Raw genomic sequence first — 21,599 nt, forward strand, 5'->3', positions numbered from 1 at the left:
AGCTGCCGGCGCGAAGCCGACGGCGTCAGCCCCGGTAGCAGCATAGGGCGGCAATTTTAGTTGTCGTCGGCGGCGGTTGTAGTTGACGCCAGACAAAAGTGGGTACGAGACGTTCCACGCCAGCTCGCGTTCCGGGAGTTCGCGAGCTGTTGGCCCGGCATCGCCGGGCACTTTTGTTGAGCGATCGTGTCCGCCGTGAGGATCGGGCGACGCGCGTGCTGCGTCGGTACGGCTTTCGCTCGGTGCCGCTGATGTAACGGTATTTTTCGGCGGTATCCAATCGATGCTGCCGTGCATCGGCTTGATCAATGACTCTTAACCCAGGCCAAGACCGTATTGGCGGCTTCATTGATGGACGTCGAGCTGGTGTCGATGAAGATGTCCGGGGCCGTTGGCGGTTCATACGGCGAGTCAATGCCGGTAAAATTCTGTATCACCCCTCGTCTCGCGAGCCGATAAAGTCCTTTGGTATCGCGCGCCTCGGCTACGGCCAAAGGTGCGTGAACATGAATTTCGACGAACTTATGCTGGCCCGCGGTGCACTTGGCGATCTCTCGATCCGAGCGGAAAGGCGAGATAAGGCAGACCAGCACCACGATCCCCGCATCGGCCATCAATTTTGCGACTTCCGCAACGCGTCGTATATTTTCGCGTCGATCGTCATTGCAAAAGCCGAGATCTTTGCAAAGCCCGAGTCTGACGGAGTCGCCGTCGAGGACGTAGGTAAGGTGTCCAGACGCATGGAGACGCGCCTCGACCCTGTTGGCGATAGTCGATTTTCCGGCCCCGGACAGACCGGTGAACCAGAGAATTGCCGGTGTTTGTCGCAGCAACTGTGCCCTTGACTCGGGAGCAACCTGAAAGCCGTGTGTGCAAAGATGTGGAGCGGACGCCTCTATCGTCATACTCGCCTCAGTACATGGGATTTGAATCGTCAATGAGATTGCACTCCGCAGGTCAACACGCAGCAATCCGCCCAGGCAACATGTCTTGATCGTCGTCGGACCCGAGGTGATAGCGCGAACTGCCAACGCAAATGACAGCGGCGTACAGAGCACCGATGACCCGCGTCAGCGGTCTCCAATCGGAGACGCAGATGAAAGTGTTTCGTCGACTGTCGACGGCCGGCCAGTTCCGCATGCCTTGGTCAGTAACACGCCATCACACCAGACATGATCGACGCGTCCCCAGTCGCAGGCTGAAGCCGCGTCCGGGAAGAAACCTCGCCCATGGTAGTTGGCGCTCGTATTGCAGAGCACTGGGATACCCGTGAGCCTTTCGTATTCGACGAGAAGTTGCGCCACCGGATGCTCGGAGTTTCTTGAAATGGTCTGCAATCGCGCAGATCCGTCGAGATGCATGACAGCAGGGATCTTCTCTCGCCATTCCGCCCGAATCTGATGGTCGAACAGCATGTAGGGATCGGGAGTCCCCGGGTTAAAGATGGTCGGCGCACGGTCCTCGAGGCATATGGGTGCCACGGGGCGGAAGTGCTCGCGAAGCTTGACGTCGTTGAGGTGATTCTTCATTTCCGGCAAAGTCGCAGCGGCTAAGATGCTTCTGCCTCCCAATGCCCGTGGTCCAAGCTCGGCCCGACCAGCAAGGAAAACGACAGGTTTGTTATTGGCAAGAATTCTGGCGAGTCTGGCCACGGAGCAAGGCGAGGCCGTCCATCCGTGTGGTATTTGGTCACATTTCATTGACGGCCCGCTGTACAGTGACCAATCCAGCGGCACGAAACCCTCGTCAGTTGCCAGTGCGCAGCAGGCGGCACCGATTGCCGATCCGCTATCGTTTGGAAATGGCGGCACCCAGATCGCGTCGAACAAGCCGCTCGCGCGCAGCGCGCTGTTCCATTTGATATTGAGCCCGCATCCGCCAGCGATACACAGGTTTCTTTGTCCCGGAAACGAATGGCGCTGCAGGGCATTCGCCATTTCATGAATGAGTAGACGCTCAAGAAAGACATGAAACGAGGCGAGCACGTCTTCGGGAGGCTTGCCTCCCAGCAGCAGTGCGCTTGCTTCGAAGAAGTCGCGCACAGCCGCTAGTGATAGGTCCGCGTCGTGGATGTTTTCGCGATAATCATGCGCACATTCAGTATCGCCAGCAAACCGTTGATGGTACAGCCCGCGAAATACCGTCACGATGTCTTCGTAAACCGACCCTAGCGCGATGTAAGCCATCAACTTGCCGGCCACACCCAGATCCCATCCTGCACCATTCGCCTTTTTGTAGGGTCCGAAGTGATGACCTGCCGCCGCGTAAATGTGACCTATGACGGGGAACAGGCAATCAACTAGGCGGGCGCCGTGGCGCTGTACATGATAGAGGCGAGGGACAATCCCACCATCCCACACCAAGCATAACGCTGGCTGCCCGTTTTGAGCGAAAGGGCTAGTGCAGTACGCGGAGGCCACATGGCCTGACACGTGAGGGTAGCTATTGTAAGGGAAGGAACGGCCGCCGACAATCAGTCCTGAGGCGTCGTATGAGGCGAGAAGATTATCCGCCTGGCGTTCGGCATAAGGAGCCCCTTTCAGAATAACGGGGATAGACCCACTGAGTATCCGAAACTGCGACTCGACTTCTCCGTCCCAACCGTCGATGACAAACTGGTCAATATCTTCGACTCGAAAACCATGCTCGGACAATATGATCTCGATGACATCGAGGTCGTCGATTGCCAAATACCGAGGATTGTTGTCTCGCTTTTCCTGCTCGATGCAAAAGACGAGCTTCCCTTCCTCGACGACGGCAATCGCTCCGTCGTGGGTCAGTTTGATGCCGCAGATGCGCATAGTATTTCCTGCCTAGTGATGGAAAGCTGTTTCATCCGAAACCGGAGCCGGGTTACGAAAGCACGCGAGCAGACAATCTTCATTCAGCGACTGACCGATGCAGCTCAAGCGATCGACCTCAACCAGCTCTTCTGTCAGGATCGCTATGACCGTTTCTGCTCCAGCGATGTGACCCCATCGCTGGCAATTGGCGTCACGTGCAGAGCCGAATACCAGCTGACCAGCGGGCGCAAGCATCCGTGCCAAATTGCGGACAGCGGTGCGCACCTCGGCGATGCCGTCGAGATAGTAGAGAACCTCCGCTACGACGATCAGATCGAATTGTTCCTTACTCCGGAAATGCTGGACATCGGAGACGATCCAGTTGATGTGAGGTGCGTCTTTCATCCGTTCGCGTGTCCTGGCAATCGCACGTGGCACGATATCAATCACGGTAAGCCGTTCGCAATGGGGTGCCAGTTTTTCCGTGAAGGCTCCCCTCGCGCATCCGACTTCGAGTGCGCTTTTGATGGACCCCTTGGACAGTGACAGATGAAGCATTTGCCTATGGCGCTCGTGCTCGAACGGATTGCTGTCGAGTCGCCACGGATCGTCTGCTTCCAATTCCCGATGCAGCAATTGGAAATTCGTTTCATGTGTCAATGTCATCTCCCTCCGTACCATGCCGCTACAAGTGCCGCCAAGCACCGTCCATCTTCAAAAAACGTAGCAAGGCGAATCGCCAAAATCGCGGGCAGTTTGAACGTGCCGCACTCATAGCGGCCGCAGGAAAAACCGCTTCGTATTTCAGATCGGTGAGTGGAGCGTTTCATAGCTCCGGACCGTTGCGATCGATGAACGTGCCAGCCGGCCACTCACTCATCGAGCTGGCAATTGGCAACACCACAGCGAGTACATCCTCAACGCGCGTAGGCGGCAACTGGGGGTGCATGTCCGGGAGCGTCGATCGCACGCGGACTCCCGATAAAATCGTCCCAAGACCGTGCCGGCAGAACCTCGCAAAGTGGTTTTGCAGTGCATGTCGAACGGCACCGAAAGCAAATGGAACGCCAAGCTCTCGCAGCACGGGATACATCGCGCGTATCGAATGGCCGATTCCGAACCCCTCGAGGTCTGGACGTACTCCGTACAATCCCAGTTCGGCTACAAGCAGATCGACCGACCCAACCTTGATGAAGCGACGCAGCGAACCCATGTGAGCCGCCACACCGTGCGAATCGTAGGCGATTGCGCGGAGTTCGGGCCTAGCCCCAGCCCAGCTTCGGCCGCCCTCGAACGGTTTTGCGTTGAAGGCTCCAGTCGGCCCATAGGTCTTTCGAAAGAAATCAGCCAATTGGACATGGTCGGAGAGCTGCAGCTCGTTTTCCCAGCACAGTCTCCATTGCACCTTTGAGGACATTTAAAGTCACCTGTTTTCGACGCGTTCGTGCCGCCGCAACGCGGCCGCAGCGACGTCGCGCACGGTGTAAAACGGTTTCTGTCGCTACATAGCGACCGCAAGATTGATCAAATCGAATGCTTCTAGAGCAAACGTGGAGATATGGATGGGTGACGGCCAGCGCTTTCGTGGCATGTATTTGTGCCTTTCATCGCCCCGATCTCGAAAAACCTCGCATACTGCCCCCCTGCAAAGTGGCGCTTCAATTCATGGAAGTTCTCTAACGTTTGATCCAGCGATCGGCCTTCTTGGCGCTGAAGGATAGTGCCACCTGAAAAGGGATGCGCCGCTGCCCCCAGGAATTTCCAGATCTTCTCAAGGCATGCACACGGCTCCTCAAGAAGGCTTTCATAGTCGATCGTCAACATGTTGGTCGAAGCGAACGTGCGCGCCACACGGGCGTGGAAATCGTCGGCAGCCTTGAAGTAGGTCTCGCAGTCTTCGACCGTCAATCTGACGCGTGGCGGCAGAGCCGAATCGCTGTCCGAACCAAACTTCAGCCATTGACCACTTTGCCTCGCCTGTTTCAGCGATCGCAGCGATTCCAAGGTGTTTTCTCGAACCACAAGGATCACCTTGAGGCCCGGCCAGCGGGTCAACTCATCAAAGAATCCCGGGCGATCATGAAACTGCGGTTCGTTGATCTTGCAACCCACATGCGCCACATTTGTTTTGCCGGCCCGGGGGGGATAATGCTGGTAGGCTAGCTTCAGGAGTTCTTGATCGCTACGTACCAGGCGATCGCTATCTGCCCAATTCGCATCATACCGATTGAGCAACTCGCCATTACTCGATACGTTCGGATGCTCGTTCAGCAATTCTTCCAGATAGTGTGTACCTGTCCTCGGCATCGCGAGGATTACAAATGGCTGGGGGGGTGGCGTAGCGGAGTTCATTACATGTATCTCCATGATGCGGTTCATGGGCCAACTCGGATTAGCCCCAAGTTTTGTCAAGACATGAGGCGCCGGCGAAAAAGTGCCGTCGACAGGAAGAACGGCAATACGGAGTAGACGCAAAGTGCCCCGATATGCAGGCCGATTCCGCCCGCTGTGCGCCCCAGCATCGCCGGACGAATGAGATCGACCGCATGCGCCAGCGGCAAGAATTGCCCTAGCTGCCGAAAAACACCGGGGAGTTGGCCGACCGGGAAAATCACGCCGCTTAGGAAGAGCATGGGCGTGAGAACGAGCGTTTGATAGAACACGAAGTAGTCGTAACTGGGTGCAACCGCAGTGAGGATCATTGCCAGGCTTGCGAAGGCGAGGCCGGTGAGGATCACTACTGGCATGACGTAGAGGACAGATGGGAGTGCTGCATAGCCCAGCATAGCGGCGACCGACATAACCGCAGTTCCGGCCAGAAAGGCCTTGGTGGCGGCCCATGCCAACTCACCAAGAATGACATCGCCGAGTGTGAGCTGTGTGCACAATATCGCTTCCCACATGCGCTGCGTATGCATGCGAGAGAACGCTGCATAAATCGTTTCGAAAGTAGCGGAGGTCATCGCGGTCGTTGCGACCATGCCGGCCGCCAGAAACGCGATATATGGAGTTCCGTCAACGCTGCCTATCATTATTCGAAGACCGAAGCCAAGCCCAAACAGGTAGATCATCGGGTCGGCGAGATTTGCGAGAAGCGACGCGAACGCGGCTTTTCTCCATGCCAGGTAGTTGCGGCGCCATACCGCACCCCAGTTCCAAGCGTTCGCTGGCAGGGCCGTCAGATATGCTTCACTCATCATTCAGTCCTTCATCTCACGTCCGGTTATCCGCAAAAACACATCTTCCAGATTCGCGGGACGCTGTAGAAGGCGCAGACCCGTACGCGCGCGCAATTGCACGCGTAGCAGAGCCGGATCGGCCGCATAACAAAAGAGCGTCTCACCGCTTACCTCTACGCGCTGCGCGTACGGCCCAACCAGCGAACGCAACTCGTGCGGATCGCCGCCGTAGATCTCGATCACGTCGCTCCCAATCCATTGTTGAATTAGTGCATGAGGGCGGCCTTCGGCGATGCTGCGCCCATCCTCGAGGATGCAAAGTCGATCGCAAAACCGCTCGGCTTCCTCCATCAAGTGGGTGGTCAAAAGAATTGTCTTCCCGCGTGCCAGCAGCGAGCGCAGGCGTTCCCAGATCAGATGGCGCGCATGCGGGTCGAGGCCAGTTGTAGGCTCGTCCATTACCAGCAACTGTGGGTCGTTGATCAGCGCGCGTGCCAGTGTCAGCCGGCGCTTCATGCCACCAGATAGGTCAGTAACGCGCGAGTACGCCTGGCCCTCGAGGTGAGCGAATTCGAGCAACGACGGCATCACTGCTTCGATTTCACGTGTGCTCATGCCGAAGTAGCGTCCGAATACCAACAGGTTTTCCCGCACTGTGAAGCCGGGCTCGAGGTTGTCGAATTGCGGAACCACGCCAATGCGCGCGCGTGCCGAGCGAGCGCGTGCCGGCACCGGTTCTTCGAGCACCGTGATCTTGCCTGCTTCAGGGAGCGCCATGCCTAGGACCATACGCACCGTCGTGCTCTTGCCTGCGCCATTTCGTCCGAGCAGGCCGAAGCACTCCCCGGGTTCAACGCTGAACGACAATCCATCGACAACACTCCTGCCGCCATATGACTTCCTTACGCCGGTGAACTTGATTGCTGTTGTGGGCATGGAGCTAAGAAGCATATGTATTTGCTTTAAAGTGAAAGGGCCTCTATGCCGCGCCCAATTTCGTTGCAAACGCCCGGGTCTACCGAAGACGCGGGCATCACGTGTGGGCGAGCCGCTAACAGGGAAGGGTTGGCATCCTGGGGATGATGCCGACGTTGTGAGCGGACGATTACTGCGCGAATACGAGTCGGCATCCCATATAGCAAGAGGTCACTCGCTGCTGACGAACTCGTCACGCGTCACCAATGTCGACGAATCGGGCGTGAGATGCGGCTGACCAGACTGAGCGTCAGCTGCCCGCGATCCCGTCGCACATTGTTTCTTGGCCTGATCGTGGGTATTGACCTCTTCTTTCTGCTCATTTGTTACATTGCCTGCGGAACCGCGGGTCAGCCAATCGCTGTTGCTCAACGTACATAAGGCATAGGCCTTCACCGGGAGTAGGAGAAAGACGTTGATCAGCGTGTGCACAGTAAACCCGAGGAATCGGATCTGACGAGCCCGAACTGCTGCCACGCTGCAGCGAATGGTGGTCATTGCTCCGATGACGAGAATGGCCAGCCAGGGCACTGTGGCAGTCAGCGCGAGCTGCAGGAACCCGGATAGCAACGATAGGGAAAGCAACAGCGGACCTAGGTTCTGCCCAATCAGGTCCAGCGTGAGGTAGCGATCGAGGGTAGGCAGTAGTCGCAGCGCAAGCAGCGTGTCACGATAAGTGCTGCGCGCCCAGCGTAGTTGTTGGTGCAGGTAAGGCCGTAGCCGGTCTGGAACAACTGTGGTCGCGATGGCATCTGCAACGTACTCGGTTCGGTAGCCTGCCATCAGCATCAGAATCGTGAGGTGTCGATCCTCGCCGAAGTCGCTCGGCTTTCCCCGAAACAGCTGTGTCTCGTACTGGTCCAACAGCAAAAGAAGCGCGGTGCGTCGATATATGGCACATGGACCGCAGCAGCACATAACGGCGCCGAAGCGAGCCTGAGCGGCACGCTCTTCGTTGCAGGCCAACCAGTACTCCATATCGATTAGACGGGTCAACAAAGTATCGCCCCGGTTGCTAGCCTTCAATTGCCCCATGGCAGCGCCGATTGCGGTATCTCGCATTGCCACTACAAGCTTCTTGACGACGTCGGGCGCAAGTGTCGTGTCTGAGTCGACGTTGAGTATCAATTCTCCGGATGACAAGCGTATTGCGGCAATCTGCGCCTTGCGCTTTCCAACATTTTGGGGAAGCAGAATGAAGTTGAATCTCGGGTCGTGCGCGTACGCGCGGTGTACCGGTCTCAACGCGTTGCAGTTGCTGGAGCCGTCGTCGACCACATGGACTGTCAATCGTCCGGCGTATTCTTGAGCGGCAATGGAGGCCAAACATGCCCGGAGTGTGCGCGGGTCTTCGTTGAAGCACGGTACGACGACGTCCACGTCCGGTAGAAAGTCGGCGCCGACCGTGTTGTTCGACGCCGGAGGACCGCTTGTCGGCAGAGTGTGAAAGTACTGCACGCCCTTATATACGGTGGATAGAAGTCCATACAACAAAACTGAAACGGTGTTGATTGTGGCAGCGCCGTTCATGTTCATAGAGATCAGTTTGCTCAGTGGCGTTGAGGAAGTGAGCTGAATACAAACTTGCGGTCGTGCAGTGCAGGGATCAGACGGGAAAGCGCCATGAGCGTCTGATCGCGCGATTGGGCATTAGAGCAACCTGCTGATTCGGCGGGAGGTACGCCGTCATGCAAGAGCACGATTGAGCCTGGCTGGATGGACGTCAGCACCGCATCGACAATCGCATCGACACCGGGGCGAGCCCAGTCTTTTGGATCCACCGACCAGTGCAGGGCTGCCAGCCCCGCTCTTGCTGATACAGCGAATACCTCCTCGGTCCATATTCCGTACGGTGCACGCACGTGTCGCACCTTGGCTTCGGCACACGCCGTCTGAATGATCCTGTTGGTACCGAATATTTCGCGCTGTACCTCATCAGACCCACATCTGGACAGATCAGGATGAGTCATCGTGTGATTGGCTACTTCGTGCCCTTCGGCAACCATCCGTTCGATGAGCTTTGGCTGATCCGCCGCGTACGCACCGATAACGCAGAACGTTGCGGGAATCCGATGTTGCGCGAGTAGGTCAAGTACATCCGGTGTGCAAGACAAATTCGGTCCGTCGTCAAACGTCAAGTAGATGTCGCGATGTTGGCAGAGTCGCGGCCCTGCAGTTCCAAAGTTCATAAGATATGAGGCTACGAAGGCTGGTTGCTTTCGTTCAGGACGATGCGAACTTTGCAGTACGTCGATAAATTTGTAAAATTAATTGTTTCGATGACATGCATCCATGACGTGGATGCCGTAAAAAAATGCGTTTCAAAGGCCTTGATCTCAATCTCCTCGTCGCGCTGGATGCGCTCATGACGCAGCGTAACGTGACAATGGCGGCGCGAAGCATCAATCTCAGCCAACCAGCGATGAGTGCTGCCGTCGCTCGGCTACGCGACTATTTTGGCGACGAATTGTTCGTGATGAGGGGGCGCGAGTTCGTTCCGACAGCGCGCGCGATGGAACTCTCCGGGCCGGTTCGCGAAGCTCTATTGCATATTCAGCTTTCCATCATTTCCCGAGATGCGTTCGACCCGGCCCAGTCGAATCGCCGCTTCCGGATCTGCCTCTCCGACTTCATGATGCTCGTGTATTTTCAAAACGTCGTAAGGCGCGTGGCGCGGGAGGCGCCCTCCGTCAGTTTCGAATTGCTACCCCTCGACGACGACCCCAATGACATACTCCGGCGGGGCGAGGCGGATTTTCTTATCATGCCGGAATTGTTCCTCAGTAATACCCATCCCAAAGTGCGGCTCCTCGACGAGAGGCTCGTATGCGTGGGCTGTCCGACGAACAAACAGCTATCGCGGCGGCTCTCGCTCGACAAATATATCTCGATGGGGCACGTTACCGTGAGGTTCGGACGCGGGCGCAAAGCCTCTATCGAGGAATTCTTTTTACTCGATCTTGGCCTCAAGAGGAGGGCCGAAGTCGTGGTTCCAAGCTTCAGCATGATCCCGCCAATGCTGTCAGGTACCCAGCGTATCGCTACAATCCCCTTGAGGCTGGCCAAGTATTTCGCGGAATTCGTACCGCTGCGGATCGTCGAAGTTCCTCTGCCGCTTTCCACATTCACTGAGACCATCCAATGGCCTGCGCTTCATAATGGTGATCCAGCGAGTGTCTGGATGCGCGGGCTGTTACTGCAAGAGGCTCGAAGCAGTATCAAGTGAACGACGGGATGAGCGAGAACTCAGGTGGGCCGAGGGGTACAGTCTCGCAAATCGTCCAGGGGCCCGCCCCGGTTCATGCTCGTCACAACGTCAGTAAGCGTAAAGCGGAATTCGCGCAGCGTCGCGTCGATTGCCGCGGCGATTTCGTCTTCCGACGTGCCCCGATAACGGAACCGCGCGAGGATCGTGTCGTAGCCGCCCTTGCCTTCGAATACATGATCGCGCTTCGGCAAGATGGCATGGTAGAGAGCCGCGATTCCTTCTGGCAACTCGGCGTCGACGAACCGGCTGCCGATTGGCTCGGGCAGCATCAGAAAGCCGCCGCGCCTGGGCGACGCCGATACGGCTCGCGTGGCTGCCAGCCGTGCGTCGAAATGTGCCTTATCACCGGATTGCTGCGCGACCCACAGATGGAACAGATCAACGCCGTACAGATCACGGAATAAGAACGGAATTTCTCCACCACCCACGCGGGCGCCGACCTCAAGGAAGTAAAGACCATCGACGCCATCAATTATTTCGATATGGAATGCACCGTCGCTCAATGCTAGTGCGTGCAGGCACGCACGCGCAAACGTGAGCAGCGCATCGTTCAACGGTCCCGGATCGAGCATCACCGAGCCGAGGGGCTTGCCCTGCGCAAAGTCGAGGCAAGTGTTGACGTAGCGGGACGCGCGCGCAATCGCGAATGCCCCGCCCGCAACGAACCCGTCAACGTGGTAGATGGTCCCTTCGATGTACTCCTCGCATTCATAGTCGGCAAGCGGTAGCGTTGGCCAAAGCGCATCTAGTTGCGCGCGCGTGTCGACGCGCCGAACGCCTGCGCTTGCCGCGCCTGAGCGCGGCTTCAAGATGAGCGGAAAGCGCATGGCACCAATCAGCTTCGGATCTCGGAACACGACATCTTTCATCGCGACGAAGCGGGGCACACGCAGGTCGGCCGCTGCGACGGCACGCTTCATGACGGCCTTGTCGCGAAAGCGTACGACTGTGAAGGGCCGGTCACCAAAGATGCCGAACGCATTACGAAGGCGGGCAGCCGCCATCAGGTCGAATTCGGACAGCGCGATCAGCCGATCGATGCCACCGAGAGCCGCGCTGCACGCGAGCACGGCCTCATGCAGCGCACGCTCGTCGACGAAATCGGGCACGTGTTCGACGTGCGCGATGTGCGGCGCAGCGAGCGCCGCGGCGCCGTTTGGCGTGCAGACATATGCGACATCATGCGCGGTATGGTCGATATAGCGATGGTAGGCGGCGAAGTCGTCAGACCAACGGTTCAGTACGACGATGCGATTGCGTTCGGAGGACGGATTGAGCGTCATGTTGCTTGGTCTCATCAACTATCGGTACGCGACAAATCGAGTTTGAGCGCGCGAAGCGCTTCAGCAAGTCGCAAATCGAGCGTTTCACCAGCTTCTGCGAGAAAGCGATAGAGGTCGCTTGCACTTGGAGCCTGCTTGTACTGTGCGGCGAAATGACGGATGCGGTCGAGCAGCAGTGGGACGAGCCACTCGGCCACGCTCACGCCTAGCGCGCTGTAGGCCTGGTGCACGCTTTGGGGGCCACAATGTTCTCCGAGTGCTACCGACCGCTGCCGTCCTGGCTGGGGATATTCGAACTCCTCGTGTGTCCTGCGATGCTTCGTGATGCCGCCGGTGCGATCGCTGGGGTCGGACGTGAGGACGCCGCGATCAACGATGCTCTTGTCGGAAAAAATGATGCGGCCCGACGCCCATTCGATTAGTCGACAAACTGCGGGCAGGGCTTCGGTATTGATCCCGGTGTCCCGTCCTAGCAGGTGTCGCGCGCCGATAACGATCTCTTCGAGTGCCGCATTGCCGGCTCGCTTGCCCAAGCAGTCGACTGTGGTGTTCGCGTGGGTGGCTCCCGCCCGCAGGGCAGCGAGCGTGTTGGCTGTGGCGAGTCCGAGGTCGTCGTGCGCGTGGATTTCGATCTCGAGGTCGACGGCATCGCGCAGCCTTGCGATGGCCTCGTAGGTCGAAAACGGATCGAGCACGCCAAGGGTATCGGCGAAGCGCACGCGCTGCGCGCCGTGTTGCTGCGCGCAGCGCGCCACTTGCACGAGGAAGGCGGGGTCTGCGCGCGAGGCGTCTTCCATGCCGAGGGAAATCTTGCGGTCGCTCTTCACTGCCTCGGCGATGACGCGCGCGATTTGCTCCAGCACCCATCTGCGCGGCTTTTGCAGCTTGTCCTGCAAACGAATGTCAGAAACGGGAATTGAGAGGTGGACGATATCGGCATTGCAGCGCAACGCCGCGGCAAGGTCTCGTTGAGTCAGGTCCCCCCATACCATCAGGCGGGCGTCGAGATTCAAGTCGACGATCGCCTTGATGCGCGCGATTTCGTCTTCACCCAGGGCGGGGATGCCGACTTCGATTTCGGCGACGCCGGCTCGTGATAGCGCGGCCGCGATCGCGCATCTTTGATCGAGTGTGAACGCGACTCCGACGGTTTGCTCGCCGTCGCATAGGGTGGTGTCGTTGATAATCGGTGCAGACATTTCACTATTCTCTCGGGTTATCGCCCATGGGCTCTCGCGCATGAATTCGCGCTCACGACATCCGTGAGCGCTATGCGGAAATCGTGCGGCACCGCGCGGATTGCTGCGGCGATTTCGTTTTCCGATGCGTCGCGGTAGCGGAACCGCGCGAGGACCGTGCCTTAGCAGACCTTGCGGCCGAATGCGTGATGGCGCCGCGGCAAGATGGCATCATCAATTGTCGATACAGGATTGATCGAGTCTAAGCATGCGCAGGGCTTCGGCGAGGCGGAAATCGAGCGTCGGTCGATCCGAGGCGGTAAACAGTACATGCCCGACGCGGCCGCGAAAGTCAGTCAGCTGCGGCACCGTACCGCCGATGTGCGAGTAGACCTCGACCTCCTGGAAGCCGGGCAGTGCGCGCACTTTTTGGATGCCCGCGGCACCGGCGAACCGCTCCGCTGAGGTCGCGAGGAACTTAACGCCGCTCACGCACGTCGCGAGCGCCTCTTTGCAGTCGGGCGTCGGAACCACGTCGCCGAGATGACCACGTATCATTACGTCCGGCAGCGAGATCGATTTGCTGAGTTCGACGAGCCGGTAGATCCGATCACCGCCGAGCCGCGCGGCCATTTCGATCAACACCGGGCCGTCTCGGGTAATGCGAGCCTCTGCATGGAACACGCCGAGCGTGAGGCCGATACACTTCGCGACCGCCTCGACATATGCAACAAGTGTCGCTCGACGGTCCGGTGTGAGCGGCGCTTCGACGACATGTCCCATCTCGACAAAATATGGCTCTGGGCCGAGCAGCTTCTCGGTCACTGCCACTACGCGCGGCCCAAGTGGACCGATGTAGCCTTCGATGCTGTATTCGGGGCCCTCGAGATATTGCTCAAGCAGCAAAGCTTGGCCGATCTTGCAGCCCATATCGACAACAACCGCGCGCATGGCGCTCTCGGCCATAAACCGCAGTTCCTGCAGGGAGTCGACTCGCGTGACGAGCTGGCTGCCGCAGCCGTCGACAGGCTTCAGGACGGCCGGGAAGCCGACCAGCGAAGCCGCCGCGACGATGTCTTGCGAACCTGTTATTCGGGCGAAGCGTGGCACCGCGAGTCCGGCGTCTGCGAGGCGTTTCCGACTCTGGTACTTGTCGCGCGCGAGCGTCGCCGCTTCCAGCGGCAGATGCGGCAGGCCGAGCTGCGCGGCCGCTTCCGCAGCCGAGCGGACCGTGTATTCGAAACCGGGCACGATCGCGTCGGCGCCGACGGCACGCGCGGCGGCCGCAACCGCGTTTGCCGACGCAGTATCCACCGTCGTGAAAGAAGCGGCCGCAGCGCGCAGTTCAGGTGGCACAACGCGCTCGGCGCGGTCGGCGGAGAATACGTGCGCGGCGACTCCAAGGCGCGCAGCGGCAGCGATAAGCGCCGTGCCCGACGATGCCGGTTCGACGACGATGACTGCGGTCATGGAACGCTCCCTACGCTGCGGCGGTTTTGGGCTGCGGAACGGTCGCGGCGCGCAACTCATCGAAGTATTCGCCGATCAGCGCGATGAAGTGGCGCAGATACGTTTCCGCCTTGTCGATTCCACCCCAGCTGTCGATTGACCGCTGCACGGCGGCCCACATCAGGTCGTCATGAAAGTGCGTTTCGTCATACTCGATATGGCGGCGCGAACCCTGCACGTGTTGGTCGCCGAACACGCGGGCGGCAGCTGAGGTGATCGTCTTGTTGTAGAGATCCGAATACCATTCGACGAACCAGTTCCACACCATCGTCGGCAGCGGACCGTCACGGCAGATGCTCAGGTACAAGTAGCCGATCAGCTTGTCGGTGCTGTGGAATGGCGCGATGTGGTCCACTTGATCGGCCGTCAGGCCAAATTTCTCAATGTCGCGCAGGAACAGCCCTTCGTGCCCATATTCCTCGGAGAGGTATTGCGCGAGAGTCTGCGCGAGCGCGTTGTCCTTGGAACCTATCTTGTAAAGCGCGAATGCGTCGACTTCATTGTTGAGGCGGATACGCAGCACTGTTTCGACGAGGTGCCGACGATAGTATTCGCTGTCGATCCACTCGCCACGATGAAACGCCGCGGTTTCCGGCGAAGCGGTGAACATCTGCTGCATTCCATGCGCCGCTACTTGTTCGAGACGTGCACGGTCGTTCCTTACCATCATTCAACCTCCAGATAAAATCAGAAAACAAAGACAGGAATACGGTGCAACCGGTGCGTCCCCACTCCGATCGTGGGAAGCCGGGAGCCAGGTGGTCTGTAGATGAAGCAATTCTGTACGTTCGAACTTGCGGAAAACCCGTTACTGCCATGCCGAAACCGCGGCAAGTTATTGCGCGATGAGAAGGCGGTACTGCGGGACACTTTCCGACGATTCCAGACCAACTCCGCCTTTGCGAGATCGGGGCACGTCAAAGCTTTCGACGCCCCTTACATCGATCTGCGTCAGGAGAAGCGGGTTGATTCCGCGTTTCTGGTCGTAGCGCCGGCAGTCGTGAATCCCTTGCACGAACGCGCCGCCTTGCTGACAGCGAGATCGGTTTCTCCACCACAATCGCGCAGATGCTCGCGGTGATAACACAGAGCGTGCCAAAGATCCGGGACGTGCTCATCGGTTCTTCAAGTATGATGAAGCCGATTGCGGCCGCAATCGCAGGTTCCGCGCTCATTAGAATGGCGAACACTGACGCACTCATTCGGCGCAGCGCGATCAGTTCTAGGGCGTATGGGACGAGCGGTACCAGCACCGAAAGATACGCGGCGTCAATCAGTTGTCTGGGAGGCAAATGGCCCCCACTTTGTAAGAGTCCGAAGGGAGTCGTGACGACGGCAGCCGTGATCAGTGACACGGCAAGTCCTTCTAGTCCCTCGAACAGTGTCCCGACGTGCTTCGTCAACACGATGTACGCGGCCCAGCCGCACGCCGCCCCGATCGGGAAGACCAGGTCGGCCAAGGCGACAACCCACGTACCGTTATCGCGAATGAGTAGTAGCACGCCGGCTGCCGCGAGAACCGGCCACGCCAGCAATGCCGGTTTGCGTACACTGAACGTCGCGACCGCGAGCGGCCCGAGGAAGTTGATCGCGACTGCAAGCGCGAGTGGCATGCGGCGCACTGCCTCGAAGAAGCACAGCGTCATGCATGCTGCCGCGCTGCCAAGCGCGATCGCGGCGAACCAGTGCTTCCGCGAATACGTGTTCAGCGGCGGCCGTATGATGGCCGCGAGGGCGAAGGCCGCAAAGCAGAGCCGCAGCCAAGTTATGCTAATGGTGCCGTACTCTAGCGTCGCAGGCCGCGACAGCGCGGCGCCGAGTTGGACACTGCACATCGATGCGACGACGAGCAGCGGTGCAACGGCGCGTGAGAACAATTTTGACAAATTCGGCGCTTTGCGCTCGGGTTCTTTTGCCGTTAATTCCTTTGCATTTAATTCTTGATTCATGCATCCTCTCCGCGTCCTTGATGAGGATGCTAACCGCAGCTGTACGCTTGGTGTAAGCTGATAATGTTTATGTTTGCATGAGGAAAATTGATGGTTCGCGATCTCGACAGCACGCTACTGCGTATCTTTGTGACTGTGGTGGAAACGGGTAGCGTGAGCAATGCCGCGATAGCACTCAATCGCACTCAGGCTGCTATCAGCATGGCGCTTCGACGCCTTGAAGACCAAGTCGGTCAGCGTTTGCTCGAGCGCTCGCCGCGCGGCGTCAAGCCGACGCCGGCGGGCAGCGTGCTACTCCCGTACGCGCACAAGCTGCTCGAAATCGGCCTCGCCGCGCGTGCCGCGCTGAACGCGGGCGACATCTCAGGCGCGGTACGGGTCGGCATTCTCGAGGATATCGCAATGAGTCACCTTCGGCACGCGCTGCGCCAGTTTTCGGCATCGTTTCCCGATGTCGCGCTCGAAATCGTCGTCGACTCGAGTCCCGCGCTATCCCGGCGGCTCGCGAGCAACACGCTCGATTTCGCGATCGGCGATCCTGCGCACATCTACGCCGAACCGCTCGTCACTTGGCGGCATCCTCTTCGGTGGGCAGCCGCGCGTACGCGCAGTGCTGACTTACGCGGCGGCCCCCTACCGATTGTGGCATTCAGCGGAGCATGTCGATGGCAGGAAAACTTCTTCGAGACGTTGCGCGAAGCCGGCATCGCGTGGCGCGTCGCGTGCGTGAGCACGAGCCTGTCCGCAATCCAGTCGGCCGTCGAGGCCGGGCTCGGTGTTGCTGTGCTACTCGACTGGAATGTGCGCCGCGATACGATGCATGCAATTGATCCGTGTGTTGCCGGTCTGCCGACGCCGCCCGTGGCCGAATTCGGGCTGTTCAGCCACGGAAATGCGGACGGCTGCACGCCAGCGGCAACGACGCTTCAGCGCTTCTTATTTCGGGCGCTGCAGCTAGGTTCGTCCGATGACGACGTGCTCCACTCGAGAGGGAGCGCATCAACAGGCCGCTGCAGCTCGTGATTTTCTGCACGAGTCGCGGATTGGGTGGAGGAGGGAATTGGCAATTTTCGCGCTCGCGCAGCTTCGCTGGACGCGTGAAGCATTCAGCCCACAGTGCATTTCTCCCCACATGAATAATGATAGCGATCCGAACGACTTTCATCATCATAATTGGGTATTGTGGTAGAAAGGCAATCCGATTCCGTATCCATCAACAAGTGCCGCCGTTAACAATCGGCTTTGCTAATTCTGTTTTCGCTCGATTGACCTTAGTGCGGCGCGCAGCGGTGCGGCATCGCTGCCCAATCGCTTACTCGCGGTGATCGCCGCCTCAATCATCGGCCGCTTCATCCGGCCTAGCCGAGTTACGTCGATGCGCGACGCGGGTCCTGTCAACGCGAGAGCGCCAGCGAGCGACTGCATCGCTGAGAACACCGGAACGGCGATGCTGGCGGTATCCATCTCATGCTGACCTGGCAATACACAACAGCAGTCGTACCGGATTTGCTCATAGCGCTTACCGGGTGCATGACTGAATGCGGCTAGCACATAGCCGGCGGCGTTTTCGGTCATCGTCTGTACGTCGCCTTCTTGAATGTGATCGCAGACCGTGCGCGACGAATTCAAGCGGCATAGGCAGACGATTAACTTCTCGCGCATTACGTGAAACGAGAGGCTCTCGCCGCTGTCGTCGCGCAGTGCGTGCATCGACGGCAAAATTGCATCACAAAGTTGCAGGCCGCGCTGATAGAGCGCGCCCAGTTGCAGCGCTGTGGGTCCAATGTGGTAGCGGCCGTCGTCGTCTCGATAGATCATCCGGAGTTGCATGAGCGACGCTGTCAATCGTAGGACCGTGCTTTTGTAGAGCCCGGTGCGCGCGGCAAGCTCCTCGAATGAGAGGCCTTTCTGGCCGGACAAGCGGAACGCAAAGAGAATCGCGAATGCACGGTCGAGCGTGGCGGCGCCCTCGGCGCTTGTTTCGGGGATTGGTCTTGGTCGCATGCGGTGCCTATGTTTTGTGGGGGGGGACGTGACCTGGGCTTTAAATGCGGAGCGCAAGCCGATCGGCGGGATCGAGCACGTATAGGCTTGTCGAGCAGTGCGTTCGGCATCGAAATCGCCTTGCGGCCTGAAGCGAACGTGGCACGAGGGATGTCGCTTATGGCGGCTCTTTCGCGACGTTGCCCGCTTCCATCAGGAAGCGATATAGATCACGCTCGTCGGGCTCTTGCTTGCGTTCGGTCGCGTGGTGGCGGATCCGTTTGAGCAGAACCGGTACGAGCCGCTCACTGAGCGTCAGGCCGAGCGCGCCATAGGCTTGGCGCACGCTTTGCGAACCGGAGTGCTTGCCTAGCACGAGCGAGCGCTTGCGGCCAAGTTCGGCCGGATCGAAGCCCTCGTACGTAGCGGGATTCTTCGCAAGACCGTCGGCACGGATCCCCGATTCGTGCGTGAAAGCACCACTTCCTACGATGCTCTTGCCAAACGCAACGGTCCTGCCCGAGGCATGTTCGACGAGCCGCGAAAGGCCGACGAGCGCCGTCGTATCAACGCCTGTGTCCCGGCCGAGAAGATGGCGCGCGGCCATCACGACTTCTTCGAGCGATGCATTGCCCGCTCGCTCGCCGAGGCCGTTGACGGCCGTGTTCGCATGTGTGGCGCCGGCACGTAGCGCGGCAAGCGTGTTTGCAGTCGCGAGCCCTAGATCATCGTGCGCATGAATCTCGATCTCGATATCAACCGCGTCGCGCAGCCGCGCGATTGCCTCATAGGTGGAGAATGGATCGAGTACACCGACTGTGTCCGAGAAGCGGATCCGCTGTGCACCGCAATTCTGGGCGAGCCACGAGACTTGGGCAACGAATGCGGGATCCGCGCGCGACGCGTCTTCTGCGCCGAGCGACACCTTGAGGCCGTCCTTCACTGCCTCGCCGACCACTCGCCTGATTTGTGCAAACACCCATGTTCGTGGCTGCCGCAGCTTGTACTGCAAGTGAGTGTCAGATACTGGGATGGACAGGTGAACGATGTCGGGATTGCAGTACAGCGCGGCAGCTAGATCGCTGAGCGTTAGCCGGCCCCATACCATAACTCTGGCTTGGAGACGCAAGTCCACAATTGCTTGAATGCACGCAATTTCCTCCGGCCCCATCGAGGGAATACCGACTTCGAGCTCGGGGACGCCAGCCCCAGATAGCGCGGTCGCGATTGCGCATTTCTCTGCGACAGTGAATGCTACGCCGGCAGCCTGCTCGCCGTCGCGCAAGGTCGTGTCGTTGATGATCGGAGTCGACATGGGTGCGGTCCCTCGAGTCTTTGCGGTTGTACCTGCAAGGTGCGGGCCAACCCTCTCTTGGCGCTACGAGTCCGAGCGACAATCAGGACGTCGTCATGTCGTGAGTGTCTTGTTCCCGACAATTTTCTTCATCATTTCGCCCATTGTGGAGCGGATTCGAAATGAATTAGATAGAGGAAGTCGCACGGTCCCGCCAGCACTTTTTCGGTTAGCATCGTGGACTCAGTGAAACGTGTTGTTGTCTTTGTCGTTCATTTCCGACATTGCAACGGCGATTTTGTTGTCGGCTTCGTGGATGCACGTGCCCGCGCCGTCCAGATTCGTACGAACCGGTACGGATTGTGGCTTGCAACGGCGTCTGGCATGCGCACAATGATCCCGGAGAGCCCATCGCTGGAGCGAAAAAACCCATGCCGAACATCCATGCCAAAGCGACTTCTTGTGATTTCGATGTGATCTATGAAATATGCAAGACGCTCATCTCATCGGAGGACGTGAGGCAGACATTCGATACGTCGTTGCGTTACATGGCATATGCGCTCGGCTGGCGTTCCGCGTTCATTGCCATTGCAGAGTCAGACGGACGTTTGCGGGGTCTATGCAGCACGGGGCTGCAGGAGGACTGGCGGCAGCGCGTATGCTTTCTGCCCGGCGAGGGGATCGTCGGACGGATTTACACGATCGGGTCGCCCGTAATCGTGCCCGCGGTGCGCGACGAGCCGATGTTCCTCGACCGCACAGGGGGCGCGGGTGCGCCCGACGATGAGAGCGTGGCCCTGCTCGCGGTGCCGATTCGGCACGAATGGCGCCCTCTGGGTGTGCTGGTCGCATTCTGCGAGAATCCAGGCGGCAACCGCCTGTTGGCGAGCGACCTGCACCTGATGAAGGTGGTTGCGACGCCGATGGCGCAGGCGCTTTTGCTCCATCTGGGGGCGAGCACGACGCGCGGCGGCAAGCAGGACGAAGTCTGGCGCATCCGGAAGACGGTCCGTCCCGTTCTGCAGCTCGACCAAGTGGTCGGTACGTCCGCACCGATGCAGGAGGTATTCGGACAGGTCCATCAGGTCGCGCCGACGCGCACAACGGTGCTATTACGCGGCGAGAGCGGCACCGGCAAAGAAGTGATCGCACGTGCGATTCACCGCCTGTCACCGCGCAAGGAGCAACCATTCGTCTCGGTCAACTGTGCGGCGCTCACGGAATCGCTGCTGGAGAGCGAGCTGTTTGGCCATGAAAAAGGCGCGTTCACGGGTGCGCAATGTCAACGCAAGGGACGATTCGAACTGGCGCAGGGCGGGACTCTCTTCCTCGATGAGATCGGCGATATTTCGCCGTCCTTCCAGGCAAAACTTTTGCGCGTGTTGCAGGAGCGCGAGTTCGAACGAGTGGGCGGCGTGAGACCAGTGAAAGTCGACGTGAGGCTGATCTTTGCCACCAATCGAAATCTAGAGCGGATGGTGAGGGACGGCGAGTTCCGTGCGGATCTGTACTACCGGATCAACGTCGTCAGTATTCCATTGCCGCCGCTGCGCGAGCGGCGCGACGACATTCCCGCGATGGCGCAGCACTTTCTCGATCGCTTCAATCGCGACCACGGTCGCTCGCTGTGCTTCAGCGATGACGCGATGCGCGTGCTGATGAGCTGTCATTGGCCCGGTAACGTACGCGAGCTCGAGAATTGCGTTGAGCGTACGGCGACAATGACGCATCATGACACGATCGATCGCCTCTCATTCCTCTGCGAGTCCGATCGATGCACGGCGAAAGTGTTGCACCATATCCAGCGAGAGGACGCCGTGCGCCCTGCAGGCACGTCAGACATCTCAATTAGCGAAGTGCCAGACTCCCTGCGGAGCGCCGCGATGCCACCATCGAGCAGGGTCAATGGCACTGATCGCGATCACGTAGGGCTCAACCTGCCGAACGGCGACGACAGGCCGGATGGCGAGCGCGAACGGCTCATTTGGGCGATGGAGCGCTGCGGCTGGGTGCAGGCGAAGGCGGCGCGGCTTCTCAAAATCACGCCGCGACAGATCGGCTACGCACTGCGCAAGCACGGGATCAAGGTACGGCGCTTCTGATCGTCAGCGACGCGCACCGTGTGCTCTCCGCCATGCGGCAAGTGAACTGCGCCTCGCACGCCGTTGGATGTGGGCGGAGTTGACTTGCGTTGTGTA

At 59.1% G+C, this 21,599-nt stretch carries 20 protein-coding genes; 3 read left to right on the top strand and 17 right to left on the bottom strand.

Annotated features, from left to right (window positions below; translation table 11 throughout):
• The 10 genes from B0G57_RS32000 to nodB all read right to left on the bottom strand — a co-directional run.
• A partial coding sequence (locus B0G57_RS32000) for a hypothetical protein (RefSeq protein ID WP_233216017.1) occupies positions 1–309 on the bottom strand: 309 nt, incomplete at its 3' end.
• Positions 306–905, bottom strand: coding sequence for an adenylyl-sulfate kinase (gene cysC, locus B0G57_RS28770; protein ID WP_102607337.1), 600 nt, complete (start codon positions 903–905; stop codon positions 306–308). The genes cysC and B0G57_RS32000, both read right to left, overlap by 4 nt.
• A gap of 165 nt (positions 906–1,070) precedes the next feature.
• Positions 1,071–2,801 carry a nodulation protein NodU gene (nodU, locus tag B0G57_RS28775; protein ID WP_102607338.1) on the bottom strand — a complete coding sequence of 577 codons (1,731 nt, stop codon included), beginning with the start codon at positions 2,799–2,801 and terminating at the stop codon, positions 1,071–1,073.
• A gap of 12 nt (positions 2,802–2,813) precedes the next feature.
• Positions 2,814–3,449: a nodulation methyltransferase NodS gene (gene nodS / locus B0G57_RS28780; protein WP_102607393.1), complete on the bottom strand. Its 636-nt coding sequence runs from the start codon at positions 3,447–3,449 to the stop codon at positions 2,814–2,816.
• A 160-nt stretch (positions 3,450–3,609) separates the two neighbouring features.
• A complete protein-coding gene (locus B0G57_RS28785; RefSeq protein WP_102607339.1) occupies positions 3,610–4,200 on the bottom strand; it encodes a NodA family N-acyltransferase in 591 nt (196 codons plus the stop codon).
• Between the two features lie 122 nt (positions 4,201–4,322).
• Positions 4,323–5,162, bottom strand: a complete 840-nt coding sequence (locus B0G57_RS28790; protein ID WP_269845400.1) for a sulfotransferase — start codon at positions 5,160–5,162, stop codon at positions 4,323–4,325.
• A 29-nt stretch (positions 5,163–5,191) separates the two neighbouring features.
• Positions 5,192–5,980, bottom strand: a complete 789-nt coding sequence (locus B0G57_RS28795) for an ABC transporter permease (protein WP_223258766.1) — start codon at positions 5,978–5,980, stop codon at positions 5,192–5,194.
• A gap of 3 nt (positions 5,981–5,983) precedes the next feature.
• Entirely contained in the window at positions 5,984–7,099 is a 1,116-nt protein-coding gene (gene nodI, locus B0G57_RS28800; protein ID WP_399279029.1) for a nodulation factor ABC transporter ATP-binding protein NodI, read from the bottom strand.
• Between the two features lie 9 nt (positions 7,100–7,108).
• The gene (nodC, locus tag B0G57_RS28805) at positions 7,109–8,467 is read right to left on the bottom strand and encodes a chitooligosaccharide synthase NodC (RefSeq protein ID WP_102607395.1); all 1,359 of its coding nucleotides are present in this window, start codon (positions 8,465–8,467) and stop codon (positions 7,109–7,111) included.
• Between the two features lie 20 nt (positions 8,468–8,487).
• Complete coding sequence (nodB, locus tag B0G57_RS28810; protein WP_233216019.1) at positions 8,488–9,075, bottom strand: chitooligosaccharide deacetylase NodB; 588 nt, start codon at positions 9,073–9,075, stop codon at positions 8,488–8,490.
• Positions 9,076–9,251: 176 nt separating this feature from the next.
• On the opposite strand from nodB, the gene B0G57_RS28815 reads away from it, so the two are divergent.
• Positions 9,252–10,163: a LysR family transcriptional regulator gene (locus tag B0G57_RS28815; RefSeq protein ID WP_102607343.1), complete on the top strand. Its 912-nt coding sequence runs from the start codon at positions 9,252–9,254 to the stop codon at positions 10,161–10,163.
• A 20-nt stretch (positions 10,164–10,183) separates the two neighbouring features.
• Here the strand turns inward: B0G57_RS28815 and B0G57_RS28820 are convergent, their stop codons facing one another.
• From B0G57_RS28820 to B0G57_RS28840, 5 genes are all read right to left on the bottom strand, one after another.
• The gene (locus tag B0G57_RS28820) at positions 10,184–11,503 is read right to left on the bottom strand and encodes an ATP-grasp domain-containing protein (RefSeq protein ID WP_223258763.1); all 1,320 of its coding nucleotides are present in this window, start codon (positions 11,501–11,503) and stop codon (positions 10,184–10,186) included.
• Positions 11,503–12,687, bottom strand: coding sequence for a beta/alpha barrel domain-containing protein (locus tag B0G57_RS28825; protein WP_102607344.1), 1,185 nt, complete (start codon positions 12,685–12,687; stop codon positions 11,503–11,505). Before B0G57_RS28825 ends, B0G57_RS28820 begins: the two co-directional genes overlap by 1 nt.
• A gap of 213 nt (positions 12,688–12,900) precedes the next feature.
• Positions 12,901–14,136: an ATP-grasp domain-containing protein gene (locus B0G57_RS28830; protein WP_102607345.1), complete on the bottom strand. Its 1,236-nt coding sequence runs from the start codon at positions 14,134–14,136 to the stop codon at positions 12,901–12,903.
• Between the two features lie 10 nt (positions 14,137–14,146).
• Complete coding sequence (locus tag B0G57_RS28835) at positions 14,147–14,845, bottom strand: iron-containing redox enzyme family protein (RefSeq protein WP_399278997.1); 699 nt, start codon at positions 14,843–14,845, stop codon at positions 14,147–14,149.
• Positions 14,846–15,092: 247 nt separating this feature from the next.
• Positions 15,093–16,124: an EamA family transporter gene (locus tag B0G57_RS28840; RefSeq protein WP_102607346.1), complete on the bottom strand. Its 1,032-nt coding sequence runs from the start codon at positions 16,122–16,124 to the stop codon at positions 15,093–15,095.
• A gap of 90 nt (positions 16,125–16,214) precedes the next feature.
• On the opposite strand from B0G57_RS28840, the gene B0G57_RS28845 reads away from it, so the two are divergent.
• Positions 16,215–17,147, top strand: coding sequence for a LysR family transcriptional regulator (locus B0G57_RS28845; RefSeq protein WP_102607347.1), 933 nt, complete (start codon positions 16,215–16,217; stop codon positions 17,145–17,147).
• A gap of 222 nt (positions 17,148–17,369) precedes the next feature.
• On the opposite strand, the gene B0G57_RS28850 is transcribed toward B0G57_RS28845, so the two are convergent.
• Both B0G57_RS28850 and nifV read right to left on the bottom strand, forming a co-directional pair.
• Positions 17,370–18,128, bottom strand: coding sequence for an IclR family transcriptional regulator (locus tag B0G57_RS28850; protein WP_102607348.1), 759 nt, complete (start codon positions 18,126–18,128; stop codon positions 17,370–17,372).
• Positions 18,129–18,285: 157 nt separating this feature from the next.
• A complete protein-coding gene (gene nifV / locus B0G57_RS28855; RefSeq protein WP_102607349.1) occupies positions 18,286–19,422 on the bottom strand; it encodes a homocitrate synthase in 1,137 nt (378 codons plus the stop codon).
• Between the two features lie 410 nt (positions 19,423–19,832).
• Here nifV and nifA point away from each other — a divergent pair, with 410 nt between their 5' ends.
• A complete protein-coding gene (gene nifA, locus B0G57_RS28860; protein ID WP_102607350.1) occupies positions 19,833–21,503 on the top strand; it encodes a nif-specific transcriptional activator NifA in 1,671 nt (556 codons plus the stop codon).
• The last annotated feature ends 96 nt before the right edge of the window (positions 21,504–21,599 follow it).

Origin of the sequence: Trinickia symbiotica (assembly GCF_002934455.1) — a bacterium.
Lineage (GTDB): Bacteria > Pseudomonadota > Gammaproteobacteria > Burkholderiales > Burkholderiaceae > Trinickia > Trinickia symbiotica.

What these genes read in the sequence shown, in the direction of transcription:
- cysC (WP_102607337.1), bottom strand. Translation starts at nt 905, where the DNA reads ATGACGATAGAGGCGTCCGCTCCACATCTTTGCACACACGGCTTTCAG.
- nodU (WP_102607338.1), bottom strand. Translation starts at nt 2,801, where the DNA reads ATGCGCATCTGCGGCATCAAACTGACCCACGACGGAGCGATTGCCGTC.
- nodS (WP_102607393.1), bottom strand. Translation starts at nt 3,449, where the DNA reads ATGACATTGACACATGAAACGAATTTCCAATTGCTGCATCGGGAATTG.
- B0G57_RS28785 (WP_102607339.1), bottom strand. Translation starts at nt 4,200, where the DNA reads ATGTCCTCAAAGGTGCAATGGAGACTGTGCTGGGAAAACGAGCTGCAG.
- B0G57_RS28790 (WP_269845400.1), bottom strand. Translation starts at nt 5,162, where the DNA reads ATGAACCGCATCATGGAGATACATGTAATGAACTCCGCTACGCCACCC.
- B0G57_RS28795 (WP_223258766.1), bottom strand. Translation starts at nt 5,980, where the DNA reads ATGAGTGAAGCATATCTGACGGCCCTGCCAGCGAACGCTTGGAACTGG.
- nodC (WP_102607395.1), bottom strand. Translation starts at nt 8,467, where the DNA reads ATGAACGGCGCTGCCACAATCAACACCGTTTCAGTTTTGTTGTATGGA.
- B0G57_RS28815 (WP_102607343.1), top strand. Translation starts at nt 9,252, where the DNA reads ATGCGTTTCAAAGGCCTTGATCTCAATCTCCTCGTCGCGCTGGATGCG.
- B0G57_RS28820 (WP_223258763.1), bottom strand. Translation starts at nt 11,503, where the DNA reads ATGAGACCAAGCAACATGACGCTCAATCCGTCCTCCGAACGCAATCGC.
- B0G57_RS28825 (WP_102607344.1), bottom strand. Translation starts at nt 12,687, where the DNA reads ATGTCTGCACCGATTATCAACGACACCACCCTATGCGACGGCGAGCAA.
- B0G57_RS28830 (WP_102607345.1), bottom strand. Translation starts at nt 14,136, where the DNA reads ATGACCGCAGTCATCGTCGTCGAACCGGCATCGTCGGGCACGGCGCTT.
- B0G57_RS28835 (WP_399278997.1), bottom strand. Translation starts at nt 14,845, where the DNA reads ATGATGGTAAGGAACGACCGTGCACGTCTCGAACAAGTAGCGGCGCAT.
- B0G57_RS28840 (WP_102607346.1), bottom strand. Translation starts at nt 16,124, where the DNA reads ATGAATCAAGAATTAAATGCAAAGGAATTAACGGCAAAAGAACCCGAG.
- B0G57_RS28845 (WP_102607347.1), top strand. Translation starts at nt 16,215, where the DNA reads ATGGTTCGCGATCTCGACAGCACGCTACTGCGTATCTTTGTGACTGTG.
- B0G57_RS28850 (WP_102607348.1), bottom strand. Translation starts at nt 18,128, where the DNA reads ATGCGACCAAGACCAATCCCCGAAACAAGCGCCGAGGGCGCCGCCACG.
- nifV (WP_102607349.1), bottom strand. Translation starts at nt 19,422, where the DNA reads ATGTCGACTCCGATCATCAACGACACGACCTTGCGCGACGGCGAGCAG.
- nifA (WP_102607350.1), top strand. Translation starts at nt 19,833, where the DNA reads ATGCCGAACATCCATGCCAAAGCGACTTCTTGTGATTTCGATGTGATC.